General features: G+C 63.1%; 21 protein-coding genes and 1 tRNA gene. 12 read left to right on the top strand and 10 right to left on the bottom strand.

What is annotated here, in order from left to right; genetic code table 11:
• Positions 1-142: 142 nt before the first annotated feature.
• The gene (locus ABQY74_RS15355; protein WP_043088084.1) at positions 143-547 is read right to left on the bottom strand and encodes a pilin; all 405 of its coding nucleotides are present in this window, start codon (positions 545-547) and stop codon (positions 143-145) included.
• A gap of 377 nt (positions 548-924) precedes the next feature.
• Here ABQY74_RS15355 and ABQY74_RS15360 point away from each other — a divergent pair, with 377 nt between their 5' ends.
• The 4 genes from ABQY74_RS15360 (at position 925) to ABQY74_RS15375 (ending at position 3,946) form a co-directional block, all read left to right on the top strand.
• On the top strand, positions 925-2,184 hold the full coding sequence (locus tag ABQY74_RS15360; RefSeq protein WP_349792119.1) for a type II secretion system F family protein: 1,260 nt from the start codon (positions 925-927) through the stop codon (positions 2,182-2,184).
• Positions 2,185-2,190: 6 nt separating this feature from the next.
• Complete coding sequence (locus tag ABQY74_RS15365) at positions 2,191-3,054, top strand: A24 family peptidase (protein ID WP_016849610.1); 864 nt, start codon at positions 2,191-2,193, stop codon at positions 3,052-3,054.
• Between the two features lie 13 nt (positions 3,055-3,067).
• Complete coding sequence (coaE, locus tag ABQY74_RS15370) at positions 3,068-3,691, top strand: dephospho-CoA kinase (protein ID WP_349792121.1); 624 nt, start codon at positions 3,068-3,070, stop codon at positions 3,689-3,691.
• Between the two features lie 120 nt (positions 3,692-3,811).
• Complete coding sequence (locus tag ABQY74_RS15375; protein WP_372470099.1) at positions 3,812-3,946, top strand: SymE family type I addiction module toxin; 135 nt, start codon at positions 3,812-3,814, stop codon at positions 3,944-3,946.
• Between the two features lie 104 nt (positions 3,947-4,050).
• Here the strand turns inward: ABQY74_RS15375 and ABQY74_RS15380 are convergent, their stop codons facing one another.
• The 4 genes from ABQY74_RS15380 to rimK form a co-directional block, all read right to left on the bottom strand.
• Entirely contained in the window at positions 4,051-5,385 is a 1,335-nt protein-coding gene (locus ABQY74_RS15380; RefSeq protein ID WP_016904089.1) for a HAMP domain-containing sensor histidine kinase, read from the bottom strand.
• Positions 5,378-6,055: a response regulator transcription factor gene (locus ABQY74_RS15385; protein WP_006448355.1), complete on the bottom strand. Its 678-nt coding sequence runs from the start codon at positions 6,053-6,055 to the stop codon at positions 5,378-5,380. Before ABQY74_RS15385 ends, ABQY74_RS15380 begins: the two co-directional genes overlap by 8 nt.
• A 109-nt stretch (positions 6,056-6,164) precedes the next feature.
• The gene (locus ABQY74_RS15390) at positions 6,165-6,521 is read right to left on the bottom strand and encodes a hypothetical protein (RefSeq protein ID WP_349792123.1); all 357 of its coding nucleotides are present in this window, start codon (positions 6,519-6,521) and stop codon (positions 6,165-6,167) included.
• 226 nt (positions 6,522-6,747) lie between these two features.
• Entirely contained in the window at positions 6,748-7,653 is a 906-nt protein-coding gene (gene rimK / locus ABQY74_RS15395) for a 30S ribosomal protein S6--L-glutamate ligase (RefSeq protein WP_181116269.1), read from the bottom strand.
• A gap of 491 nt (positions 7,654-8,144) precedes the next feature.
• Here rimK and glgX point away from each other — a divergent pair, with 491 nt between their 5' ends.
• Entirely contained in the window at positions 8,145-10,277 is a 2,133-nt protein-coding gene (gene glgX / locus ABQY74_RS15400) for a glycogen debranching protein GlgX (protein ID WP_349792125.1), read from the top strand.
• Between the two features lie 666 nt (positions 10,278-10,943).
• On the opposite strand, the gene ABQY74_RS15405 is transcribed toward glgX, so the two are convergent.
• The 4 genes from ABQY74_RS15405 to ABQY74_RS15420 all read right to left on the bottom strand — a co-directional run bounded on the left by ABQY74_RS15405 (position 10,944) and on the right by ABQY74_RS15420 (position 14,181).
• Positions 10,944-11,336, bottom strand: coding sequence for an H-NS family nucleoid-associated regulatory protein (locus ABQY74_RS15405; protein WP_023904915.1), 393 nt, complete (start codon positions 11,334-11,336; stop codon positions 10,944-10,946).
• Between the two features lie 88 nt (positions 11,337-11,424).
• A complete protein-coding gene (locus tag ABQY74_RS15410; protein ID WP_026064907.1) occupies positions 11,425-11,811 on the bottom strand; it encodes a hypothetical protein in 387 nt (128 codons plus the stop codon).
• A 408-nt stretch (positions 11,812-12,219) separates the two neighbouring features.
• Positions 12,220-12,293, bottom strand: a tRNA-Gly gene (locus ABQY74_RS15415).
• Between the two features lie 103 nt (positions 12,294-12,396).
• Positions 12,397-14,181 (bottom strand): autotransporter domain-containing protein, encoded by a 1,785-nt coding sequence (locus ABQY74_RS15420; RefSeq protein ID WP_349792278.1) that lies wholly within the window; start codon positions 14,179-14,181, stop codon positions 12,397-12,399.
• 190 nt (positions 14,182-14,371) lie between these two features.
• On the opposite strand from ABQY74_RS15420, the gene thiS reads away from it, so the two are divergent.
• The 4 genes from thiS (at position 14,372) to ABQY74_RS15440 (ending at position 18,305) form a co-directional block, all read left to right on the top strand.
• Positions 14,372-14,572: a sulfur carrier protein ThiS gene (gene thiS, locus ABQY74_RS15425; RefSeq protein ID WP_016903326.1), complete on the top strand. Its 201-nt coding sequence runs from the start codon at positions 14,372-14,374 to the stop codon at positions 14,570-14,572.
• 49 nt (positions 14,573-14,621) lie between these two features.
• Complete coding sequence (locus ABQY74_RS15430; RefSeq protein ID WP_054592191.1) at positions 14,622-15,416, top strand: thiazole synthase; 795 nt, start codon at positions 14,622-14,624, stop codon at positions 15,414-15,416.
• Positions 15,417-15,588: 172 nt separating this feature from the next.
• Positions 15,589-16,374 carry a tRNA (guanosine(46)-N7)-methyltransferase TrmB gene (gene trmB, locus ABQY74_RS15435; protein WP_349792128.1) on the top strand — a complete coding sequence of 262 codons (786 nt, stop codon included), beginning with the start codon at positions 15,589-15,591 and terminating at the stop codon, positions 16,372-16,374.
• A gap of 68 nt (positions 16,375-16,442) precedes the next feature.
• Positions 16,443-18,305 carry an SLC13 family permease gene (locus ABQY74_RS15440; RefSeq protein WP_349792130.1) on the top strand — a complete coding sequence of 621 codons (1,863 nt, stop codon included), beginning with the start codon at positions 16,443-16,445 and terminating at the stop codon, positions 18,303-18,305.
• 19 nt (positions 18,306-18,324) lie between these two features.
• Here the strand turns inward: ABQY74_RS15440 and ABQY74_RS15445 are convergent, their stop codons facing one another.
• A complete protein-coding gene (locus ABQY74_RS15445; RefSeq protein WP_039525787.1) occupies positions 18,325-18,666 on the bottom strand; it encodes a Rieske (2Fe-2S) protein in 342 nt (113 codons plus the stop codon).
• 251 nt (positions 18,667-18,917) lie between these two features.
• Here ABQY74_RS15445 and ABQY74_RS15450 point away from each other — a divergent pair, with 251 nt between their 5' ends.
• From ABQY74_RS15450 to mscL, 3 genes are all read left to right on the top strand, one after another.
• Positions 18,918-19,193 carry a hypothetical protein gene (locus tag ABQY74_RS15450; protein WP_053045694.1) on the top strand — a complete coding sequence of 92 codons (276 nt, stop codon included), beginning with the start codon at positions 18,918-18,920 and terminating at the stop codon, positions 19,191-19,193.
• Positions 19,194-19,409: 216 nt separating this feature from the next.
• Positions 19,410-20,123: a fumarylacetoacetate hydrolase family protein gene (locus ABQY74_RS15455; RefSeq protein ID WP_065050315.1), complete on the top strand. Its 714-nt coding sequence runs from the start codon at positions 19,410-19,412 to the stop codon at positions 20,121-20,123.
• 60 nt (positions 20,124-20,183) lie between these two features.
• Positions 20,184-20,615, top strand: coding sequence for a large-conductance mechanosensitive channel protein MscL (gene mscL / locus ABQY74_RS15460; protein WP_349792132.1), 432 nt, complete (start codon positions 20,184-20,186; stop codon positions 20,613-20,615).
• The last annotated feature ends 93 nt before the right edge of the window (positions 20,616-20,708 follow it).

A 20,708-nucleotide genomic window follows, 5' to 3' on the forward strand; every position in this document is an offset into this window, starting at 1 on the left:
CCCAAGCCAAAAACCCTACCAATTCAGAGAAACCCGGCAACAAACACAAAAAGCTTGCGCCGCACATACCCCGACAGCAGTTGCATGCTGATAAAAGAAAAGGCCCATACAGGGCCTTTTCAACACTCAAAGCTTACAACGATCAGCTGCAGCCAGTCGGCTTGTGCTTAGCAGCCACGCTGCCGCCAGTGATAGCGCAAGTCCAAACACCTGCAGTACGAGTCAACGTCAAAGTCGCACCGGCAACGATATCGTTACCCTTAATGGTGCCGCACGTAAGGGTAGTCGCGGTCGCACCAAAAGTGGTGCAGCGCGGGGATGTGGTCTGAAGGCCAACGTCCTGCGCGTTTGCAGGAACATAGGTACTATCTTCCTGGAGCTTGGCTTCCAGCATAGTCTTGGCCGGGCTAACTTCAGCAAGCGCAGCTGTGAGCTGGGACTTGGCCACATAATCACGGTACATGGGCAGTGCAATAGCGGCCAGGATGGCGATGATCGCAATAACGATCATCAATTCGATCAGGGTAAAGCCCTGCTGCTTCTTCATTGTGAATCCCCTAGAGATAAGTTGAGTAGGTTGACGGACACTCAGCTCTCAAGGCTACTGATCCCCTTGAGCGCCTCGGCGGCGCAGAGCGCCCCGTGCGGGTGATACAAGCAGATTACGTGCCAACTTCATGAACAATGACCTGCCTCCCCGGTAGCAAGTCTATCTGCGTAGCGCCGTAGGGCACATGGTGAAAAGTGATATCTGCGACAGGGCTAACCCTCTGTCGGACAAGGCCAGAAAGTGACTCTGCGCGTCACATTGTTTGAGTACCGATATGCGTGCAACGCTCCTGTTCGAACGAGTGTCATACGCCTTAGAACCAGATAAGATGAGACAGTGTCCACCTGGGGATGGCTGGACGGGGAGCAGAGCTAATGTCAGCAATACGTAGCGCAATCAAGAAAGAGGCCGTGTCCCGCTCAATCGACCAGCAGTTGCAATTCATCTGGGAGGGTAAGGACAAGCGCGGCGTCAAGATGAAGGGGGAACAGACCTCCAAGAGTGCTAACTTGCTGCGCGCAGAATTGCGTCGCCAAGGCATCACGCCAACGGTAGTGAAGGTCAAACCCAAGCCGTTATTCGGCGCGGCGGGCAAGACGGTCACACCTAAAGATATCGCTTTTTTCAGCCGTCAAATGGCGACGATGATGAAGTCAGGCGTCCCAATTGTGGGTGCCCTCGAAATTATTGGCAGTGGCCACAAGAACCCCCGTATGCGGAACATGGTTGGGCAGATCCGCACGGATATTGAGGGGGGCTCCTCGTTGCATGAAGCAATTAGCAAGCATCCCGTGCAATTTGACGAGCTCTACCGAAATCTCGTCCGTGCAGGCGAAGGCGCGGGCGTACTTGAGACCGTTCTTGATACGGTGGCGAATTACAAAGAAAACATCGAAGCACTTAAGGGCAAGATCAAAAAAGCGATGTTCTACCCGGCAATGGTGATGGCCGTCGCACTGATTGTCAGCTCCATCCTCCTTGTTTGGGTGGTACCCCAATTTGAAGACGTTTTCAAAGGTTTTGGCGCGGAGCTTCCTGCATTTACACAGATGATCGTCAACGCTTCGCGATTCATGGTTGCGTGGTGGTGGCTCCTTTTGATTGTATTAGTAGGAAGTATCACTGGCTTTATATTCGCTTATAAACGCTCGCCTGGTATGCAACACGGCATGGACCGCCTGATCTTGAAGCCCCCCGTCCTAGGCCAAATAATGCATAACAGCTCGATAGCCCGATTTGCCCGTACGACGGCGGTGACATTCAAGGCTGGCGTGCCCTTGGTAGAGGCGCTGAGCATCGTTGCAGGTGCGACAGGCAATTCGGTCTATGAGAAGGCTGTGTTACGTATGCGCGACGACGTTTCAGTCGGCTATCCAGTCAACGTGGCAATGAAACAGGTCAATCTGTTCCCGCATATGGTTGTACAGATGACTTCAATCGGTGAGGAGGCCGGCGCATTGGATGCGATGCTATTCAAGGTAGCCGAATACTTCGAACAAGAAGTCAACAATGCTGTCGATGCATTGAGCAGCTTGCTAGAACCCATCATCATGGTATTCATTGGTACCATCGTCGGCGGCATGGTCATCGGCATGTACCTGCCCATCTTTAAGCTCGCTTCGGTAGTTGGATAAGACGTAATGGCATTTCTCGACCAGCATCCCGGTCTCGGCTTTCCCGCCGCGGCCGGACTGGGACTGCTGATCGGCAGCTTCCTGAACGTGGTGATCCTGCGCTTGCCCAAGCGCATGGAGTGGCAGTGGCGGCGCGATGCGCGCGAGATCCTGGAGCTGCCGGACATCTATGAGCCGCCGCCGCCGGGGATTGTGGTGGAGCCCTCGCACGACCCGGTCACCGGCGACAAGCTCAAGTGGTGGGAGAACATCCCGCTTTTCAGCTGGCTGATGCTGCGCGGCAAGTCGCGCTACAGCGGCAAGCCGATCTCCATCCAGTACCCGTTGGTGGAGCTGTTGACCTCGATCCTGTGTGTGGCCAGCGTCTGGCGCTTCGGCTTCGGCTGGCAGGGCTTCGGCGCGATCGTGCTGAGCTGCTTCCTGGTGGCGATGTCCGGCATCGACCTGCGCCACAAGCTGCTGCCGGACCAGCTGACCTTGCCGCTGATGTGGCTGGGCCTGGTCGGCTCGATGGACAACCTCTACATGCCGGCCAAGCCCGCCCTGCTGGGCGCGGCGGTCGGCTATGTCTCGCTGTGGACGGTGTGGTGGCTGTTCAAGCAGCTCACCGGCAAGGAGGGCATGGGCCACGGCGACTTCAAGCTATTGGCCGCGCTGGGCGCGTGGTGCGGGCTGAAAGGCATCCTGCCGATCATCCTGATCTCCTCGCTGGTCGGCGCCATCCTCGGCTCGATCTGGCTGGTGGCCAAGGGCCGCGACCGCGCCACCCCGATCCCGTTCGGCCCCTACTTGGCCATCGCCGGCTGGGTGGTGTTCTTCTGGGGCAACGACCTGGTGGACGGCTACCTGCACTTCGCAGGCCTGCGTTGACCGGGGCACGACGATGAGCGACTTCATCGTCGGCCTCACTGGCGGCATCGCCTCCGGCAAGAGTGCCCTGGCCGCCGAGTTCGAGAAGCTTGGTGTGCCGGTCATCGATGCGGATATTGTTGCACGGCATGTGGTGGCGCCCGGCCCCATTCTTGATGCGATCGTAGAACGGTTTGGCCCGGACATCCTGCTACCGGGTGGCACGCTGGACCGCCAAGCGCTGCGCAAGATCGTCTTCGCCGATCCAGCCCAACGGAAAGCGCTGGAAGCGATCACCCACCCGGCCATTCGCGCAGAACTGCAGCGCGCCGCGCAGGAAGCCTTGGGTTCTTATACGGTCGTCGCCATCCCCCTGCTGACCGAAGCGGGTGGACGAGCAACCTATGCCTGGCTAGACCGCATTGTTGTCGTCGATGTGCCGGTGTCGCTCCAACATGCTCGCCTGATGCAACGCGACGGGAGCACATCGGTTCTTGCCGATCAGATGATTGCCGCGCAAGCGTCTCGCGAACAACGATTGGCCATTGCCGATGACGTAGTGAGCAACGAAGGCGACACGGACCAACTGGCGCAACAAGCGCGAAGCCTGGATGCGAGCTACAGGGCAATTTTACAAACACATAGAATCGGGCGCTGACATCTACGGCTGCGCAACCAAAATACTGCCATGGCCAGTCGACTGCCATTACCGCCAGCGAGAGCGCTAGCACACGAGGCGCGGCATCCATTACTCCCTTACTACAATGCAGAACCCGGCCTGCCGCACAGCCAGCGCATTCCCAGCGAGCGCTTGCGCGGGCTGTGGCTGGAGCAGTTGGGGTTTGCGGTTGGGTGCAAGCTGCAGATCACTGCGCGCGAGGGTGAGTTGGTGGTGACGGTTGTAGAGCGCTGAGCTGGGTTTTGGGTGCGGTTGTTGTCTGCAAGCCCCCGGCGGTGGGGGCGTCATGGGTAAGGCTGTCGCGCCCGGGTGCGCTCCTACGGGAGTGCGGGTGGTGGTTAGCGATGGAAGGCTAGTGTTGCGATGACGCCGCGCTGCTGGCCTGGGCGCACGCTGACGCGCCAGCCGTAGAGGTCGCACAGCCGGCTGACGATCGACAGGCCGATGCCGCCGCCTTGCGAGTGGCCAGCGTGGGTGCCGCGGTAGCCGCGCTGGAACAGTTTGGCGGCGTCTTCTTCGCTCAGGCCGGGGCCGGAGTCGATCACTTCCACCGCATCGCCAAGCACGCGCACGCGCACCTGGCCGTCCTGGGTGTACTTGACCGCATTGCCGATCAGGTTGCCCAGCGCCACCGACAGAGCGGATTCGGGCGCGTCAATGACCAGGTCGCGCTCGCCTTCCAGCAGCAGCTCCAGCTGCTTGCCGCCCAGCTGGGCGCGGTGCGCGTCGATCAGTTGTTCAGCCACCTTGGCGACGTTGCTGCTGCCCTGCCCGCGTTCGTTGCGCGAGAGCAGCAGCAGCGAGCCGATCAGGTCGCTGCACTGCAGTTCGGCGCGCTGGATGCGCTGCAGGCGCTGCAGCATCTTTTCGTCGAGATTGGGCTTGGTGAGCAGCAGTTCGGTGGCGCCGCGGATCACCGCCAGCGGCGTGCGCAGTTCGTGGCTGACGTCGGCGTTGAATTCGCGGTCGCGCTGCACCACCTCGGTGAGGCGGGCAGAGTAATCGTCCAGCGCTTCGGCCAGCTGGCCCACTTCATCGTCGGGGAAGTGCGCGGCCAGCGGCTTGGGTTCGCTGGTGCCGCCGCGATAGGCGCGCAGGCGTGCGGCCAGGTCCGACACCGGGCGCATGACCTTGGACGCCGACCACCAGCCAATCAGCAGCGAGAAACCGCTGAACACAAGCACCGAGAGCATCAAGGTGCGCTTGAGTTGGATCTCACCCTTGATGGTCTGGGTCATGTCGTAGGCGAGGAAGAACCACTCGCTGGGTGTCTTACGAACCGCCAGCTTGTACGAATACGCGTTGCCGTTTTCGTCCACGCCGGAGATGGTGTGGATGCCGTCCGGAAACTGGTACCACTCCGGCTGTTCCAGCCGCAGCGCTTCGAACTTGTCGCTTTTGACCACCCGCCCGCGCATCTGCTGCACCGGCAGGTCGGGGTTACGCAGCGGGTCAGAATAGAAGCGCTGCGCAAAGGCGTCGATATTGCGGTTCATCACGTCTTCCACCAACTGGTTTTCCACGCGCGAGCGCGCCCAGTTGGTGGCGAAGGCGAACAGCGTGGTCAGGCAGAAGCCCAACAGCACGAACGACAGGATGATGCGGCTGCGCAGGCGCCGCCGATAGCGGCCGCGCCTGCGGGCGGGCCGCGCGCCGTTATTGCTTTCAGGCATCGGGCGAGGCGATGCGATAGCCGATGCCGTGACGGGTCTGGATCATCGGCACATCGAAAGGCTTGTCGACCACCGCACGCAGGCCGTGGATATGCACGCGCAGCGAGTCCGAATCCGGCAGTTCTTCGCCCCAGACGCGAGTTTCCAGTTCCTGGCGGGTGACCACGGCCGGCGAGGCTTCCATCAGCGACTGCAGGATCTTCAATGCAGTGGGGTTAAGCTGCAGCAGCTTGCCGCGGCGACGCACTTCCAGCGTGTCCAGGTTGTATTCCAGATCGCCGGTTTCCAGCACGCGGGTGTGCACGCCCTTGCCACGACGCGACAACGCGTTGAGCCGCACTTCCACTTCCTGCAGCGCAAACGGCTTGATCAGGTAGTCGTCCGCGCCGGAGTCGAAACCGGCCAGCTTGTTGTCCAGCGAATCGCGTGCGGTGAGCATCAGCACCGGTGTCTGCTTGCGCGCTTCGTTGCGCAGCTTGCGACACACCTCGATGCCATCCATGCCGGGCAGGTTGAGGTCGAGCACGATGGCGTCGAACTCGTGCACCACGGCCAGGTGGAGGCCGGTCACGCCGTCGGCGGCAAAGTCCACCGTGTGGCCGCGGTCTTCGAGATAGTCGCCCAGATTGGCGGCGATATCGCTGTTGTCTTCGATTACTAGAATTCGCACTGGAACCTCATTGGTTAAGCTGTTTTTTAGCGCTGGCGCCGAGAAATGTTGTCTTGACTCGCAGTCGTCTGACGGCGGCGCTCGGCGGCTGTCATACCCTGTCTGATACTCATCTGCGGACTAAGTGCACGCGCGCGCCGGCAACTAGCCAGCCATCTTCGCTTGCCTTGGTCAAAATCTGGGTGACGGACTCCTGATCGTTATGCAACGCTGCGCGCTGGCCCAGCTGCAGCACGGTGACATCCGGCTGCGCCTCCAACGTGGCTTCGCTGCAATCAAGTGCTGCTGTCACCTTAGCGCTCTCACCCTGACTGATCTCGGAGTGCTTCGCGCCTTTGTGCATATCGCTCCACATCTGCTTTGCCGATGGCTTGGACGGGGTGCCGACATCACCCGCTATCGCGCGGGCAGGGCTGATCAGGAAACCGATCACGCTGAGCATTGCGGTGCTGACTTGCCTTGCCATGCCGACGCCTCCTTGTGTGCCTGAGCGATTTAACATCAGCGAATGTAGACGCGAAGCCTGGGGGCAGCAAGCCGCCACATAAAAAGGCCCAAGTGCGACAACGCACTTGGGCCAAAAGTTCATCCCGATCACCGTCACTGCCGAGAGCGGAGCTACGGTCGGGTGAGGCTAGCGAGGAAAGGATTAGATTTTCGTTAAATTTTCGCTAACAAAGCTGTTGGCCCGATTAGCGGATCGACTGCTCCAGGTGCTGGATGATCGCCGCCGCCACGTCCACCTCGCAGACCCCTTCCACGCCCTCCAGTCCAGGGGTCGAATTGACCTCGAGCACCAATGGCCCGCGACTGGAACGGATCAGGTCCACGCCGGCCACGGCCAGGCCCAGCGCGCGCGCCGAACGTACCGCGACCTCCTGTTCCTGCTCGGTGGCCTGGGCCACCGCAGCGCTGCCGCCCAGATGCAGGTTGGAACGAAAGTCGCCCTCGGCCGCCTGCCGGCGCATCGCGGCAACGACCCGGTCGCCGACCACAAAGCAGCGCAGGTCCGCGCCCTCGGCCTCGCCGATGAATTCCTGCACGATGAAGTTGGCGTACAGCCCGCGCAGTGCCTCGACCACGCCGCGCGAGGCGCTGGCTTTCTCGGTGAGAATCACCCCGGCGCCCTGCGCGCCCTCGTTCAACTTCACCACATGCGGCGGCGGGCCCAGCATCGACAGCAGATCCTGGGTGTCGTCCGGGTTGTCGCCGAACACGGTCACCGGCATGTCGATGCCTTGCGCGGCCAGCAGCTGATGCGCGCGCAACTTGTCGCGCGAGCGCAGGATGGCGTCGGACGGGTTGGGCGTGTAGGTGCCCATGAATTCGAGCTGGCGCAACACGGCGGTGGCATAGCGCGTGACCGAGGCGCCGATGCGTGGGATCACCGCATCGAATCCGGTGATCGGCTTGCCCTTGTAGTGCAGGCTGAAACCGTCGGCGGCGATGCGCATGTAGCAGCGCAGCGGGTCGAGGATGCGCACGGTGTGGCCACGCTTGCGCCCGGCCTCGATGAGCCGCCGAGTCGAATACAACTTGCTGTTGCGAGAAAGAATGGCGATTTTCATCGCGGCAGGTGTACGGCGCGGCCTGGACATGGTCGGAGTCTGATGACGGAGTGACCCAAGTCCGTAGGTCTGCCGGTCGATTGCACGCGCGGGCAGCATCCCTGCCCTGCACGTTGCGTTCGACGGGTGTGCGACGGCCCCGAGAATGGGAGGTGGAAGTGACGCAGCAAGGCAGCTGTAACACTGCATGCGCGGCGTGGCTGCGACTGCCTGGATGCTAGCAGGGCGGCTGCGCGGCGCTCAAGCGCGCGCGTGGACGCACCTCGACACAGGTGATGCACGGCGCCGGTTTGCCCGGCGACAGTCGCGCAGACAACGCAGCAGACGTGCTCGACTCAACGCCTCAACTCATCCGCGTCAACATGCTCGCTTCCGTCACCGCGGTCGAAGTGACCGGCCGCCGAGCCCCGCATCAACCGTCCTCACGCCGCCCCCGTGTCGTCGTGACGCAGTTTGCACAGCGCAACCCGCAATGCTTGAGTTCCCTCAATGCCGGCATGCCGGCGCACCCGAGACTCTCAATGCGACGTCCAGCAAGCGCGGCTTACGCCAACCCCTCCCGCATCCGCCAAGGACGCCCGTTCCCGCGCGGTGCCGTCTTCGATGGTCAGGGCACCAATTTTGCGTTGTTTTCCGCGCATGCCACGCGCGTGGAGCTGTGCCTGTTCGACGAACAGGGCGCCGAAGTGCGGGTGGATCTTCCGGAATACACCAACGAGATCTGGCACGGCTATCTGCCTGACGTCAAACCCGGCCAGCGCTACGGCTACCGCGTGCATGGCCCGTATGAGCCCACCGAAGGCCACCGCTTCAACCACAACAAGCTGTTGATGGACCCGTATGCACGCGAGATGGATGGCGACCTGATCTGGGCAGACGAACTTTACGGCTACACCGTGGGTCACCCGGATGGCGATCTGAGCTTCGACGAGCGCGACAGTGCGCCGTTCATGCCCAAGTGTGTGGTGGTCGAAGACACCTACGACTGGGAAGACGACGCGCGCCTGCTCACGCCGTGGAACGAGACGGTGATCTACGAGACCCATGTGCGTGGCTACACCATGCGCAACCCGCAGGTCCCGGAGGCCGTACGCGGCACCTTTGCCGGCCTAGCGCAGCCGCAGGTACTGCAATACATCAAGGACCTGGGCATCACCGCAGTGGAGCTGTTGCCGGTGCATGCGTATCTGGACGATCAGCACCTGCTGGACAAGGACCTGCGCAATTACTGGGGCTATAACACCATCGGCTTCTTCGCGCTGAAGTCGCGCTACCTGTCCAGCGGACATCGCGATGAGTTCCGCGACATGGTCAAGGCCATGCACAAGCAGGGCCTGGAAGTGATCCTGGACGTGGTCTACAACCACACCGCCGAAGGCAGCGAGTTGGGCCCGACGCTGTCGTTCAAGGGCATCGACAACGCCAGCTACTATCGCCTTGCCGAAGACAAGCGTTACTACATCAACGATACCGGCACCGGCAACACGCTCAACCTGAGCAACTCGCGGGTGATCCAGTTCGTCAACGATTCGCTGCGCTACTGGGCCGGCGAAATGCATGTGGACGGCTTCCGCTTCGACCTGGCCACGATCCTGGGGCGCGAGCCGAGTGGTTTCGACCAGCGCGGCGGTTTCCTGGATGCCTGCAACCAGGATCCGTTGCTGTCGGAGGTCAAGCTGATTGCCGAACCCTGGGACTGCGGTCCCGGCGGCTACCAAGTCGGTCACTTCCCACCGGGCTGGTCGGAATGGAACGACAAGTTCCGCGACAACGCGCGCGAGTTCTGGAAGGGCGAGGATGGCAAGCTTGCCGAGTTCGCCACCCGCTTCACCGGCTCGGCCGATCTGTTCGATCGTCGCGGTCGCCGCCCGTGGGCATCGGTCAATTTCATCACCGCGCACGATGGATTCACGCTGCGCGACCTGGTGAGCTACAACGAAAAGCACAACATCGCCAATGGCGAGGAAAACCGCGACGGTTCGTCCAACGACGGTTCCTGCAACTACGGCGAGGAAGGCGACACCGATAATGCAGAGGTGCTGCAGATTCGCGAGCGGCAGATGAAGAACCTGCTCGCCACGCTGCTGCTCTCGCAAGGGACGCCGATGATGCTTGCAGGTGACGAGCGGGCACAGTCGCAGGGTGGCAACAACAACACCTATTGCCAGGACAACGAGATCACCTGGCTGGACTGGGAAAACGACCCGACCGATGGCCGCCTGACCGACTTCGTCAAGGCACTGACGCAGTTGCGCAAGCGCTATCCGATCCTGTCCCGCGGCCGCTTTCTCAACGGCCAGTACAACGAAGAAGCGGGCCTGCGCGATCTCACCTGGCTCAATCCGGGTGGCACCGAAATGGACGACGCGCACTGGACCGATGCCGGCGCGCGCTCGGTGGGACTGCTGCTGGAAGGCAAGGCCCAGACCTCCGGCGTCAAGGAGCTGGCCAACGACGCCACCTTGTTGATCGTCATCAATGCCTACCACGAAGGCGTGACCTTCACCCTGCCCTCGGCCGACGAACCGGTGCACTGGAAGCTGGCGCTCTCGACCGACGAAGCGCTGGAAGTGGACATGATGCCGGCCGGCGCCAGCGAATTCCTGGCCCCGCCGCGCAGCGTATCGGTGTTCGAGTGCAAGAACGACCAGTAATACTGATGCGGTAACACGAACTCGCGGCCTGCCGGAAATCCGGTAGGCCGCGAGTTTTTTATTGCTTCAAAAAAAGCGCGGGGGCTACGGCTTGAACAGGATCTGCGCTATCGATTCATGGATGCCGGTGCAGCAGTGCATGTACGGTTACAACCCTGCCGGTGACACCCAGACTCTGCGTCGAGCGCGGGGCAAGCAGAATCGCTGCTGGTGTGCCGCAATCGCAGATAGAGCTCCAATGACTTTGCTTGCTAAAGAACTTGAAGCAGCGGCTTGGTATCTAGTAACACGCGTGGCGATGCGGATTAGGGCAAAACCTATCGGCTTATCACTCGTCTTTATCGATAGTCGATCAACTAACAAAAGCTGAAACAGCCGCACCCGGTAATCGCGCATTTCGAGTACATCTATCGAAAAACCCGCCGGTCAATCGCGACGCACTGTGCTTAAACAATCACATCGCCACAGCAAGCTGGACGCGCGATTCTCCGTCTCCGGCCTAGAGCACGGCGACATCGGAGAACATGCTCACATCCAGCTTTGATTGCACGATCCGGCAGCGCATCGAATGCACTGCAGCAATGACGGCGATAACACCAAAGTGCGCGACGGCCGTGAATCGCTAAACGCTAACGCGCCCCAGCAAGACCTTGAATACGCAAAAACTCAGCCCGGATACAGCGGGAATCGCTTGTCGGGATGATTGGCCTTCCATTCCTTGTAGGAGCTGGTGCCTTCCCAGGCCTTGAACGCACGCGGCGTGCGACCACGCCCGGACCAAGTCTCGCCGGAATGGGGAATCCAGTATTTGGCCACCACTTCGCCCGTTGACGACAACGGCCCCTTGGATTTGCCTGTCATCGCCAGTGACGCGATCTGGGACTTCTGCTTGGCATTGAAGCGGCTGCCGAACTGGGTCAGCACCTCGACCACCTGGTCGAAGGCTTCCAGCGTCTGGGCATACTTCAGCTGGGCTTCTTCCTGCTCGAGCTTGCGCAGCTCTTCCAGCAATTGGGCTTTGGCGGCGGCAGAGGGTGAAGCGGGCGGAACCTGGCGCATTGGCAAAACTAAGGTTGGACGGGTCAGCGAGTATTGCCGTTGCGCCGGCTAGCGTAAAGCGGCAGGACGCGCCCGAGTCTGGCTGCGGTCAGCGATGGCGCAGCAAGGCATGCTCGCGGGCCATGGTCAGCACCGGCCCGATGCGCCCGGCCCGGATCAGCTCACCGCAGTGCTTGCCGACAAACTCAACCCTGGGCGCCGAAAACCACTGCACCACCCGATCCAGCTCGCCGGCATTGATGGACCAGGCATGGCAGACCGCCTCGCCCAGCTCTTCCACCCCCACCAGCCCCAGCTCGCGAATCTGCTCGGAATCCAGCGCGAACATCTCCAGCACCTTGCCCGCATCGTCCGGCGTGCCGTAACCAAAACGCATCTGCTCGGCGCGGTGAGCAACCGAGGCTGCACGCGCGGATTCGGCGCGACGTATGCCCTTGAGAAGTGCGCCGATAAGTTGAGGATGCGTGGCCGTCATGGTGCTCGCTCGATGATGGCTGCCACTATGCCCATCGCCGCAAGCCCGCTCAATCAGGAGGTTCCTGACCATGGGCAAGGAAATAGCGAAGCGCGCAACTGGCGTTATTCGCTCCAAGCGCGCTGCAATCGATGCCGGTCCAAACACTAAATGTTCTGTCCGGCGGCACCGTCGCAATCGGTTGTAGCCGACGAAAACACCTGATCCGTGGTTAAAAAGCCGACAGCTGAAACCAATCGTTGCCATCGACTGCGGAGGCCTGAGCTGCGCCCTGAAATTGCATGTCAGGGGGTAAGTGCAATCGCGCAGCGCCCGACCCAGAAGATAAGCAATTCAGTTAGGACGGATCGGATATCGAGCAATCCGCGCTGGCCAGCGGACAAGAGCGTCAGAGGCACCTGCCGGACATGGAGCGGGCGATGGGAATCGAACCCACGTCAGTAGCTTGGGAAGCTACAGCTCTACCATTGAGCTACGCCCGCGCGGCGTTGCGAGAGTTTAGGCGGGTGCGGGGCCGGGCGCAATGCACAGATGTGACGAGGGCCGGTTGCCCGGCCCTCGTTTGCAACGCGTGTGGTGCTTGGATCAGAAGTTGCCACTGAAATTCACGAACAGCGTCGCGTCGCGGGCGCTGCGCTGGGCGGTGGTGGTGCTCAGGCCGATGTTGCTCTGCAGGCCCCATAGGCCGGTGCGGGCGCCCAGCACGACGGTGGCGTAGTTGCGATCGAAGTTCTGGCCCGGGACGGTGTACATGCCCACTTCCGGCATCGACTGCAGCCAGGCGCTGGCTTCGGTGCCGTCCTTGAACTCGTGGTCGTAGGTCGCCTGCAGGTACGGCTTGACCGCAGCACCGTCCAGGCGCACCTGGAAGCCGATGCGACCGACCATCGAGTCGATGTCCTGATCGGCATAGCCCAATGCGGTGGAGCTTTCGTTGCTCTCGGAGTAGCCGTCGAGCTTGAGCTTCTGCCAGGTCAGGCCGACCACCGGGCCGTACTTGACGTTGCCTTCGCCCAGCGAATAGCCGGCGTTGACCGCGGCGGTGAGGTTGCTGCCGTCCGGCGAGCCGCTGTGCACGCGGGTGGCCGGCCCCAGCTGCACTTCGCGGTCGACGTCGTAGCTCAGCCAGCTGTAGCTGACCTGCGCGTTGACCCAGACCGGGCCGGTGTACCAGCCGAAGAAACCGCCCAGCGTGGTGTCGTCCTGCTTGAAGCTGCCGTTACGGTTGCCGAAGTCGGCGTCCATGCTGCCGAAGCCGGCAAAGCCGCCGAACACCAGGTCGCCCGCAGTCCAGTCCACACCGAACAGGCCGGCCGGGGCCATGCCGTCGTACAGATCGGCATGGTCGTAACGCTGCATGTCGCCACGCACGCTGCCCCACCAACGCAGGCCGTCGGCGTCCGGCTTGCCGTCCAGATGCCAGGCCACCTGGTCGGCGCGCGCGCGGCCGATCGCCTGCGCCGAATGCGTCAGCACCTGCTGCAGACGCGGGGCTTCCAGCAGCGAGATGGCGTACTCGCCCAGGATCTGGTGGGTGGCGGTGGTCGGGTGGATGCCATCGGCGAACACATAGGTGTTGGGCGCGTTGGCGGCGACCAGGCTGGTCGGGTTGCAGGCCGGCAGCGGCACGGCGGGGTTGCAGGCGGTGCTGGTGACGTTGCTGAAGCCGTAGGTGCCCGGATCGGCAACCACTTCCTGCAGGATGTGGAAGGTGTCGACCGGGATCACGCGCAGGCCGGCCGACCGCAGGCCATTGAACAATGCGGTGTTGTAGGCGGTTGCCGCAGCAGTGCCCTGCGCCATCGCGGCGGCACCGCCGGCGCGGAAGCGCGGGGTGATGCCCACGTCCGGAATGGTCGGCACCATCACATAGCGCGCGCCGGCGGCCTGCAAGGCGCCGACTGCACCAACCTGCGCGGTGACCGCGTTGCCGATGATGGCCTGCGCCTGGGCCGGCGCGGCGGCAGCGGCGAGCAGATCGTTGGCGCCGCCCCATACGGTGTAGAGCGCATTCGGGTTGGCCTGGCCGCCATTGGCGCTCAGGTAGGTGTTGATCTGGCTGGTCACCGAGGGCGCGGCACCGAGCACGCTGGTCGAACCGGCCTGGATGCGGGCGCCGCCGGCGGCGTAGTTGTCGCCGGTCTGGCCATTGCCATTGGGCGCGGCATTGGTGCCGTAATGGTCGGCGACGTACTCGGCCCAGACCCAGCCCGGGTTGGTGGTGAACTTGCCGGTGACGGCGCGCGAGGCGGCCGGCAGCAACGGGTTGTAGTAGCCGCTGTCGGTGAGGCTGTCACCGAAGAACACAGTCTGGTCGAACGCAGACGCGGCCATGGCCGGGGTGGCCGCAATGGCGATGGCCACGGCCATCAGGGAACGGATCGGGCGAAGGGTTGAAGCCATGGGAGTGCCTGCTCAAGGTAGTGTGGAACTGGACCGGACCTGCTGACGTACGCCGGCGAATGGCACATGGTTTCACCCTCGCCGCCCGCGCTCACGCTGCATTGCCGCATAACGCAAAAACGCGCGCCCTGACGGCACGCGATGCCACAATGATGACATGAACATTCAACTCAACGGCACCCCGCGCGACATTCCCGACGACCTGCTGCTGGCAACCCTGCTGGAGCAGGAGGGTCTTGCACAACGGCGCGTGGCGGTGGAGATCAATGGCGAAATCGTGTCGCGCGGGCGGCATGCCACGCACCGGTTGCGTGCCGGCGATGTGGTGGAGATCGTGCACGCGCTGGGCGGCGGTTGATGCGACGCGCAGGCCGGCGCAGCTGCGCGCGATCGGTGATAATTGCCCGATGACCAATACCGCCCCCTCTGATGCGCTGATCATCGCCGGCAAGCCCTACCGTTCGCGCCTGCTGACCGGCACCGGCAAGTTCAAGGACCTGGACGAAACCCGCCTGGCCACCGAAGCGGCCGCCGCGCAGATCGTCACCGTGGCGATCCGCCGGGTGAACATCGGCCAGGACCCCAACGCGCCCAGCCTGCTCGATGTGCTGCCGCCGGATCGCTACACGCTGCTGCCCAACACCGCCGGCTGCTACACCGCCGAAGACGCGGTGCGCACCTGCCGGCTGGCGCGCGAGCTGCTGGACGGCCACAACCTGACCAAGCTGGAAGTGCTCGGCGACGAACGCACGCTGTATCCGGACGTGGTGCAGACGCTCAAGGCTGCCGAGCAGTTGGTTGCCGATGGCTTTGAGGTCATGGTCTATACCTCCGACGATCCGATCCTGGCCAAGCGCCTGGAAGAGATCGGCTGCGTGGCGGTGATGCCGCTGGCCGCGCCGATCGGTTCCGGGCTGGGCATCCAGAACAAGTACAACCTGCTGGAAATCATCGAAAACGCCAAGGTGCCGATCATTGTCGATGCCGGCGTGGGCACGGCGTCGGATGCGGCAATCGCGATGGAGCTGGGGTGCGACGGCGTGCTGATGAACACCGCCATCGCCGGTGCACGCGATCCGATCCTGATGGCGAGCGCGATGCGCAAGGCGATCGAGGCCGGACGCGAAGCCTTCCTGGCCGGGCGGATTCCGCGCAAGCGGTATGCCTCGGCGTCGAGTCCGGTGGATGGCGTGATTGGATGAGTGGGTGGGCTGCGTTGACATTGCCGTCGATGCGCACTGCCTGGCCGTGTGACGTGCCGGATGTGGCCGTTGCTGGATCCCGCGTAGCCGCAAGTGCTCCCTCACGCCGTACCCTCACCCCAACCCCTCTCCCCAAGGCAGAGGGGCTTTTGTTTTTTGATGTGACTTCCTCATGACTGATCCTTTCACCAGCGACGGCGCCAAGATGCCGCCCAAGCCCTTCACCATCGAAGAGGGCCGCCGGCAGGTGCGCAGCTTCGTGCTGCGCCAGGGCCGCTTCACCCCGGCGCAGCAGCGCGCGTTCGACGAGCTGTGGCCGCGCTTCGGCCTGGACTACAGCGGTGCGCCGCGCGATCTCGATGCGGCCTTCGGCCGTCCCGCACCCAAGGTGCTGGAGATCGGGTTTGGCAATGGCGCGGCATTGCGCTTTGCAGCGCAGCAGGACCCCAGCCGCGACTACATCGGCATCGAGGTGCATGCGCCCGGCGTCGGTCGCCTGCTCAATGCGCTGGACGATGATGGCAGCACGCATGTGCGCCTGTATCACCACGATGCGGTGGAAGTGCTCGAACACGAGATCGCCGATGGCGCGCTTGACGAGGTGCGCATCTACTTCCCCGATCCGTGGCACAAGAAGCGCCACAACAAGCGCCGCCTGATCCAGCCGGCGTTCGCGCAGATGTTGGTGCGCAAGCTGCGCGACGGTGGCCGCCTGCATGCGGCCACCGACTGGGCCGATTACGCCGAACAGATGTGGGACGTGCTCGACGCCACCCCGGGCCTGGTCAATCGCGCCGGCCCGCGCGGCCACGTCGAACGCCCCGCCTGGCGACCGCAGACCCACTTCGAAACCCGCGGCCAGAAGCTCGGCCACGGCGTGTGGGATCTGCTGTACGACCGGGAATCGGGAATCGGGAATCGGGAATCGCAAGGGCAACTGCCTGCGGCATCCGGATAGCGTCGCCTTGCATCGGCCTATCCCGCTTTCACCATTCTCCATTCCCGACTCCCCATTCCCGGCACCCGATGGACACCGCGCTGACACTGACCAACGATATGAAGCTCGTCCTCGGGCTGGTCGGTTTCACGATGGCGATGTTTTTGTTCGAGCGCATCCGCGCCGACGTGGTGGCCTTGATCGTGCTGGTGGTGCTGGGCGTCACCGGGCTGGTGGCGCCGGAAGAACTGTTCGGTGGTTTTTCCGGTAACGCGGTGATGAGCATCATCGCCACCACCATTCTCGGTGCGGGGCTGGAGCGCACCGGTGCGTTGAATCGCCTGGCGACCTGGTTGCTGCGGCGCTCGCACGGCAGCGAACAACGCCTGATGATGATGACGCTGGCCATCTCCGGCTTGAATTCGTCCTTCATGCAGAACCCGTCGGTGATGGCCTTGTACCTGCCGGTCGCCTCGCGGCTGGCCGCACGCACCGGGCTGACCCTGCAACGCATGCTGCTGCCGATCGCCGCGGCCATCGTGATGGGCGGCGCGCTGACCATGGTGGGCAATTCGCCGCTGATCCTGCTCAACGATCTATTGGTCTCGGCCAACAACAACCTGCCCTCGGGCATGGCCAGCATCGAGCCGTTGACGATGTTCGCGCCGCTGCCGATCGGCGTGGCCCTGCTGATCGCCGCACTGCTGTACTTCCGTTTCTACGGCGACCGCAAGCTGATCGAAGAAGAACGCCTGATCAACGAAGGCGTCACGCCCTCGCGCACCGAGAGTTATTTCGCCAAGACCTACGGCATCGACGGCGACGTGTTCGAGCTCACCGTCAGCGCCGAAAGCCCATTGGTCGGCATGACCCTGGGCGAAGCCGAAGCGCTGCACGACGCGCCGTTGCTGCTGGCCCTGAAGACCGGCAACGACACCCGCCTGGCGCCGCCGGCCGACATGCGCATCTGGGTCGGCAGCGTGCTCGGTGCGATGGGGCCGCGCCAGGAAGTGACCGACTTTGCGCAGAACCAGTTCCTGCGCATGTCCTCGCGCCTGCGCAACCTGGGCGATCTGTTCAACCCCAGCCTGGCCGGCATTTCCGAAGCATTGATTCCGCCCAACTCGCGGCTGATCGGCAAGACCGCGGCCGAGTTGCGCCTGCGCAAGCAGAGCGGCATCAGCCTGCTGGCGATCAACCGCGACAAGCAGGTGATCCGCGAGGACGTGCGCAACGTGCCGCTGCGCGGCGGCGATATGCTGGTGTTCCACAGTATCTGGCAGGACCTGGCGCAGGCAGCGGAAAGCCGCGACTTCGTGCCGGTGACCGACTTCCCCAAGGGCGAGCAGCGCCCGCACAAGTTCAAGATCGCCATGGCGATCTTCGCCTTCACCATCCTGATCGCACTGACCTCGCGCCTGCCGGTGGCGCTGACCTTGATGACCGGTGTGGCCTGCATGCTGGTCAGCGGCGTGCTGCGCATGGATGAGGCCTACGCCTCGATCAACTGGAAGACCATCTTCATGATGGCCGGCTTGATTCCACTCGGCTGGGCGATGGACAGCAGCGGCACCGCGGCCTGGGTGGCGGGCCATACCATCGACCGCCTGCCCGAAGGCATTCCGGTATGGGCGCTGGAAATCAGCCTGGCGCTGCTGACCACCGCGTTTTCGCTGGTGATCAGCCATGTCGGCGCCACCATCGTGATGGTGCCGATCGCGGTCAACCTGGCGCTGGCCGCCAACGGCAACCCCACCGCATTCGCGCTGATCGTGGCGCTGTCGGCGTCCAACAATCTGATGACGGCCTCCAACCCGGTGATCTCGATGGTGGCCGGCCCGGCCAACTATCAGCCGCGCGAGCTGTGGCGCGTGGGCGCACCGCTGTCGCTGATCTACATCGTGGTGATGGTGTCGATGATCAACCTGATGTTCTGGTGGGCAGCGCCCTGAGCCGCGCCACCTTCATCAGTCACCCGAGCACCACCTGCTCACCCTCGATACGCACCGGCACCGCCAGCAGCGACTGACCGCGGCACGGGCCGCTGATGCACTCGCCGCCAGTGAGCTCGAACGCTGCGCCATGCGCTGCGCACACCAGATGGCCGTCCTTGGTCTTGAGGAACTGGCCCGGCGCCCAATCCAGCCGGCGGCCGGCGTGCGGGCAGACGTTCAACCAGGCTCGCACCTGGGCGCCGTCGCGGTACAGCACCAGGGACTCCGGGCCGCCGTCCCAGACCGCTTCGACTTCCAGAAATCCGGCATCGGGAATCTGCGCCAGTTCGGCAAGCGTGGTGGGCGATGACGAAGACATGCAGTCTGCTGTTCAAGAACGGACTGCGATTGTGGCATGCGCCTGCATCGCTCCGACGCCACGCAGTGGCTACGGTCCACGCATTTGCTGGCCCGTGTGGGCGCTGCTCCGGGCCGCCAAGGCGACGATCGCCGAGCACATCGGATGTGATGGATTTAACAAAACGAGCTATCGTTTAACGAAGTTTTCACTCAATGACATGAAACCGCAACGATACTGCCTGCCTGTTTCCTGCCCGGCAGCCCACCGCCATGCCTGCACGCATCTTTCAACTCGGTAACCTCCACCACCTGTTTGCCCCGCGCAAGCCGCGTCACCCGCTGGTGCGCGTGGCGGCCGGCCTGGCTGGTCTGGTCATCCTTGCGGTGCTGATTTTCTTCAGCGTGTTCGTGGGCGCGGCGATGATCCTGGGCGGCATTGCCTGGAAGCTGCTGAGCAAATCGAACCGTCGCACGCCGCAGCACACCCGCGTGGTCGAGGCCGAATACCGCGTGGTGCGCAAGCCTGCGCTGCCGTTGTCGCACTGAGGCGCCAGTCCACCGCCTCCGGCGCGGTGAGCATCCAATCCCGAATCAGTCGCGCAGGTATTGACCGGTCTGCGCGAGTTTGCGTGCGCCGATGCAAGCCGTGATCGCGGACCTGCCAGCCAGACGTTACGCCGCACTGCACGCTGCAGCGCGACGGTTCCGTCATGCACAGCCAAACGGCTAGACTCACGTGCTCCGTTCCCCAAGGATGCGTGCATGACCCACGATGTGATTCCCGCCGCCGATGTTCCGCGCATTCCGGTGGTTGGTGGCGGCAACTTTCCGGTGCACCGCATCTACTGCGTCGGCCGCAACTTTGCCGATCACGCGCGCGAGATGGGCGCCACTGCGCCGTCCTCCAAGGCCGAGCGTGGCCAGCCGACCTTTTTCATGAAGCCTGCCGATGCGATCGTAGTCGGCCACGGCGACCACATTCCGTACCCGCCCGGCACCAAGGAACTGCACCACGAAGTGGAGCTGGTGGTGGCACTGGGCAGCGATGCGCCTGCTGGCGAATTGCCGGTGGAGCAGGCAGAGGCGCTGATCTACGGCTACGGCGTGGGCCTGGACCTGACCCGACGCGACCTGCAGGCAGCCGCCAAGGCCAAGGGCCTGCCGTGGGACATCGCCAAGGGCTTCGACCACTCCGCGCCGATCAGCGAGCTGGTGCATGCCGGCGAAGTGGGTGCGCTGGAGGCCTTGAACCTGTCACTGGAAGTCAACGGCCAGGTGCGTCAGCAGTCGTTGCTGGATCAGATGATCTGGAACGTGCCGGAGATTTTGCATGAGCTCTCCAAGCTCTATGCATTGCGCGCGGGCGACCTGATCTTCATGGGCACGCCGGCCGGTGTCGGCCCGCTGCTGCCCGGCGATCAGTTCAGCGCACGCCTGGAAAACGTTGCCGAGCGCCACGGCATCATCGCGGGCTGACACGCAGCCCGCTACGATCACCCTGCGGCAGTTGGTCCGCGACCGCATCTGGAGTGCGCTATGGGAATGGTCAGCGAATTCAAGCAATTCGCGATGCGTGGCAATGTCATCGACCTGGCGGTCGGTGTCGTCATCGGTGCAGCGTTCGGCAAGATCGTCACTGCGCTGGTGGAAAAGATCATCATGCCGCCGATCGGCTGGGCCATCGGCAATGTGGATTTCTCGCGCCTGGCCTGGGTGCTCAAGCCGGCCGGCGTCGATGCCACCGGCAAGGAAATTCCGGCGGTGGCGATCGGCTACGGCGATTTCATCAACACCGTCGTGCAGTTCGTGATCATCGCCTTTGCGATCTTCATGGTAGTCAAGCTGATCAACCGCCTGACACACCGCAAGCCGGATGCCCCCAAGGGCCCGAGCGAAGAAGTGCTGTTGCTGCGCGAGATCCGCGATTCGTTGAAGAACGACTCACTGAAGACACCGGGCGTGCCGTAAGCGGACACATCCGCTGCGCAACTTCGCGCAGGAGGATGACCTTTCGCACGCAGACGGGGGACCTCACGCTGATAAGCTCGGGGTCCCCTTGTC

Source organism: Xanthomonas sp. WHRI 7064, from assembly GCF_040202355.2.
GTDB lineage: Bacteria > Pseudomonadota > Gammaproteobacteria > Xanthomonadales > Xanthomonadaceae > Xanthomonas > Xanthomonas arboricola.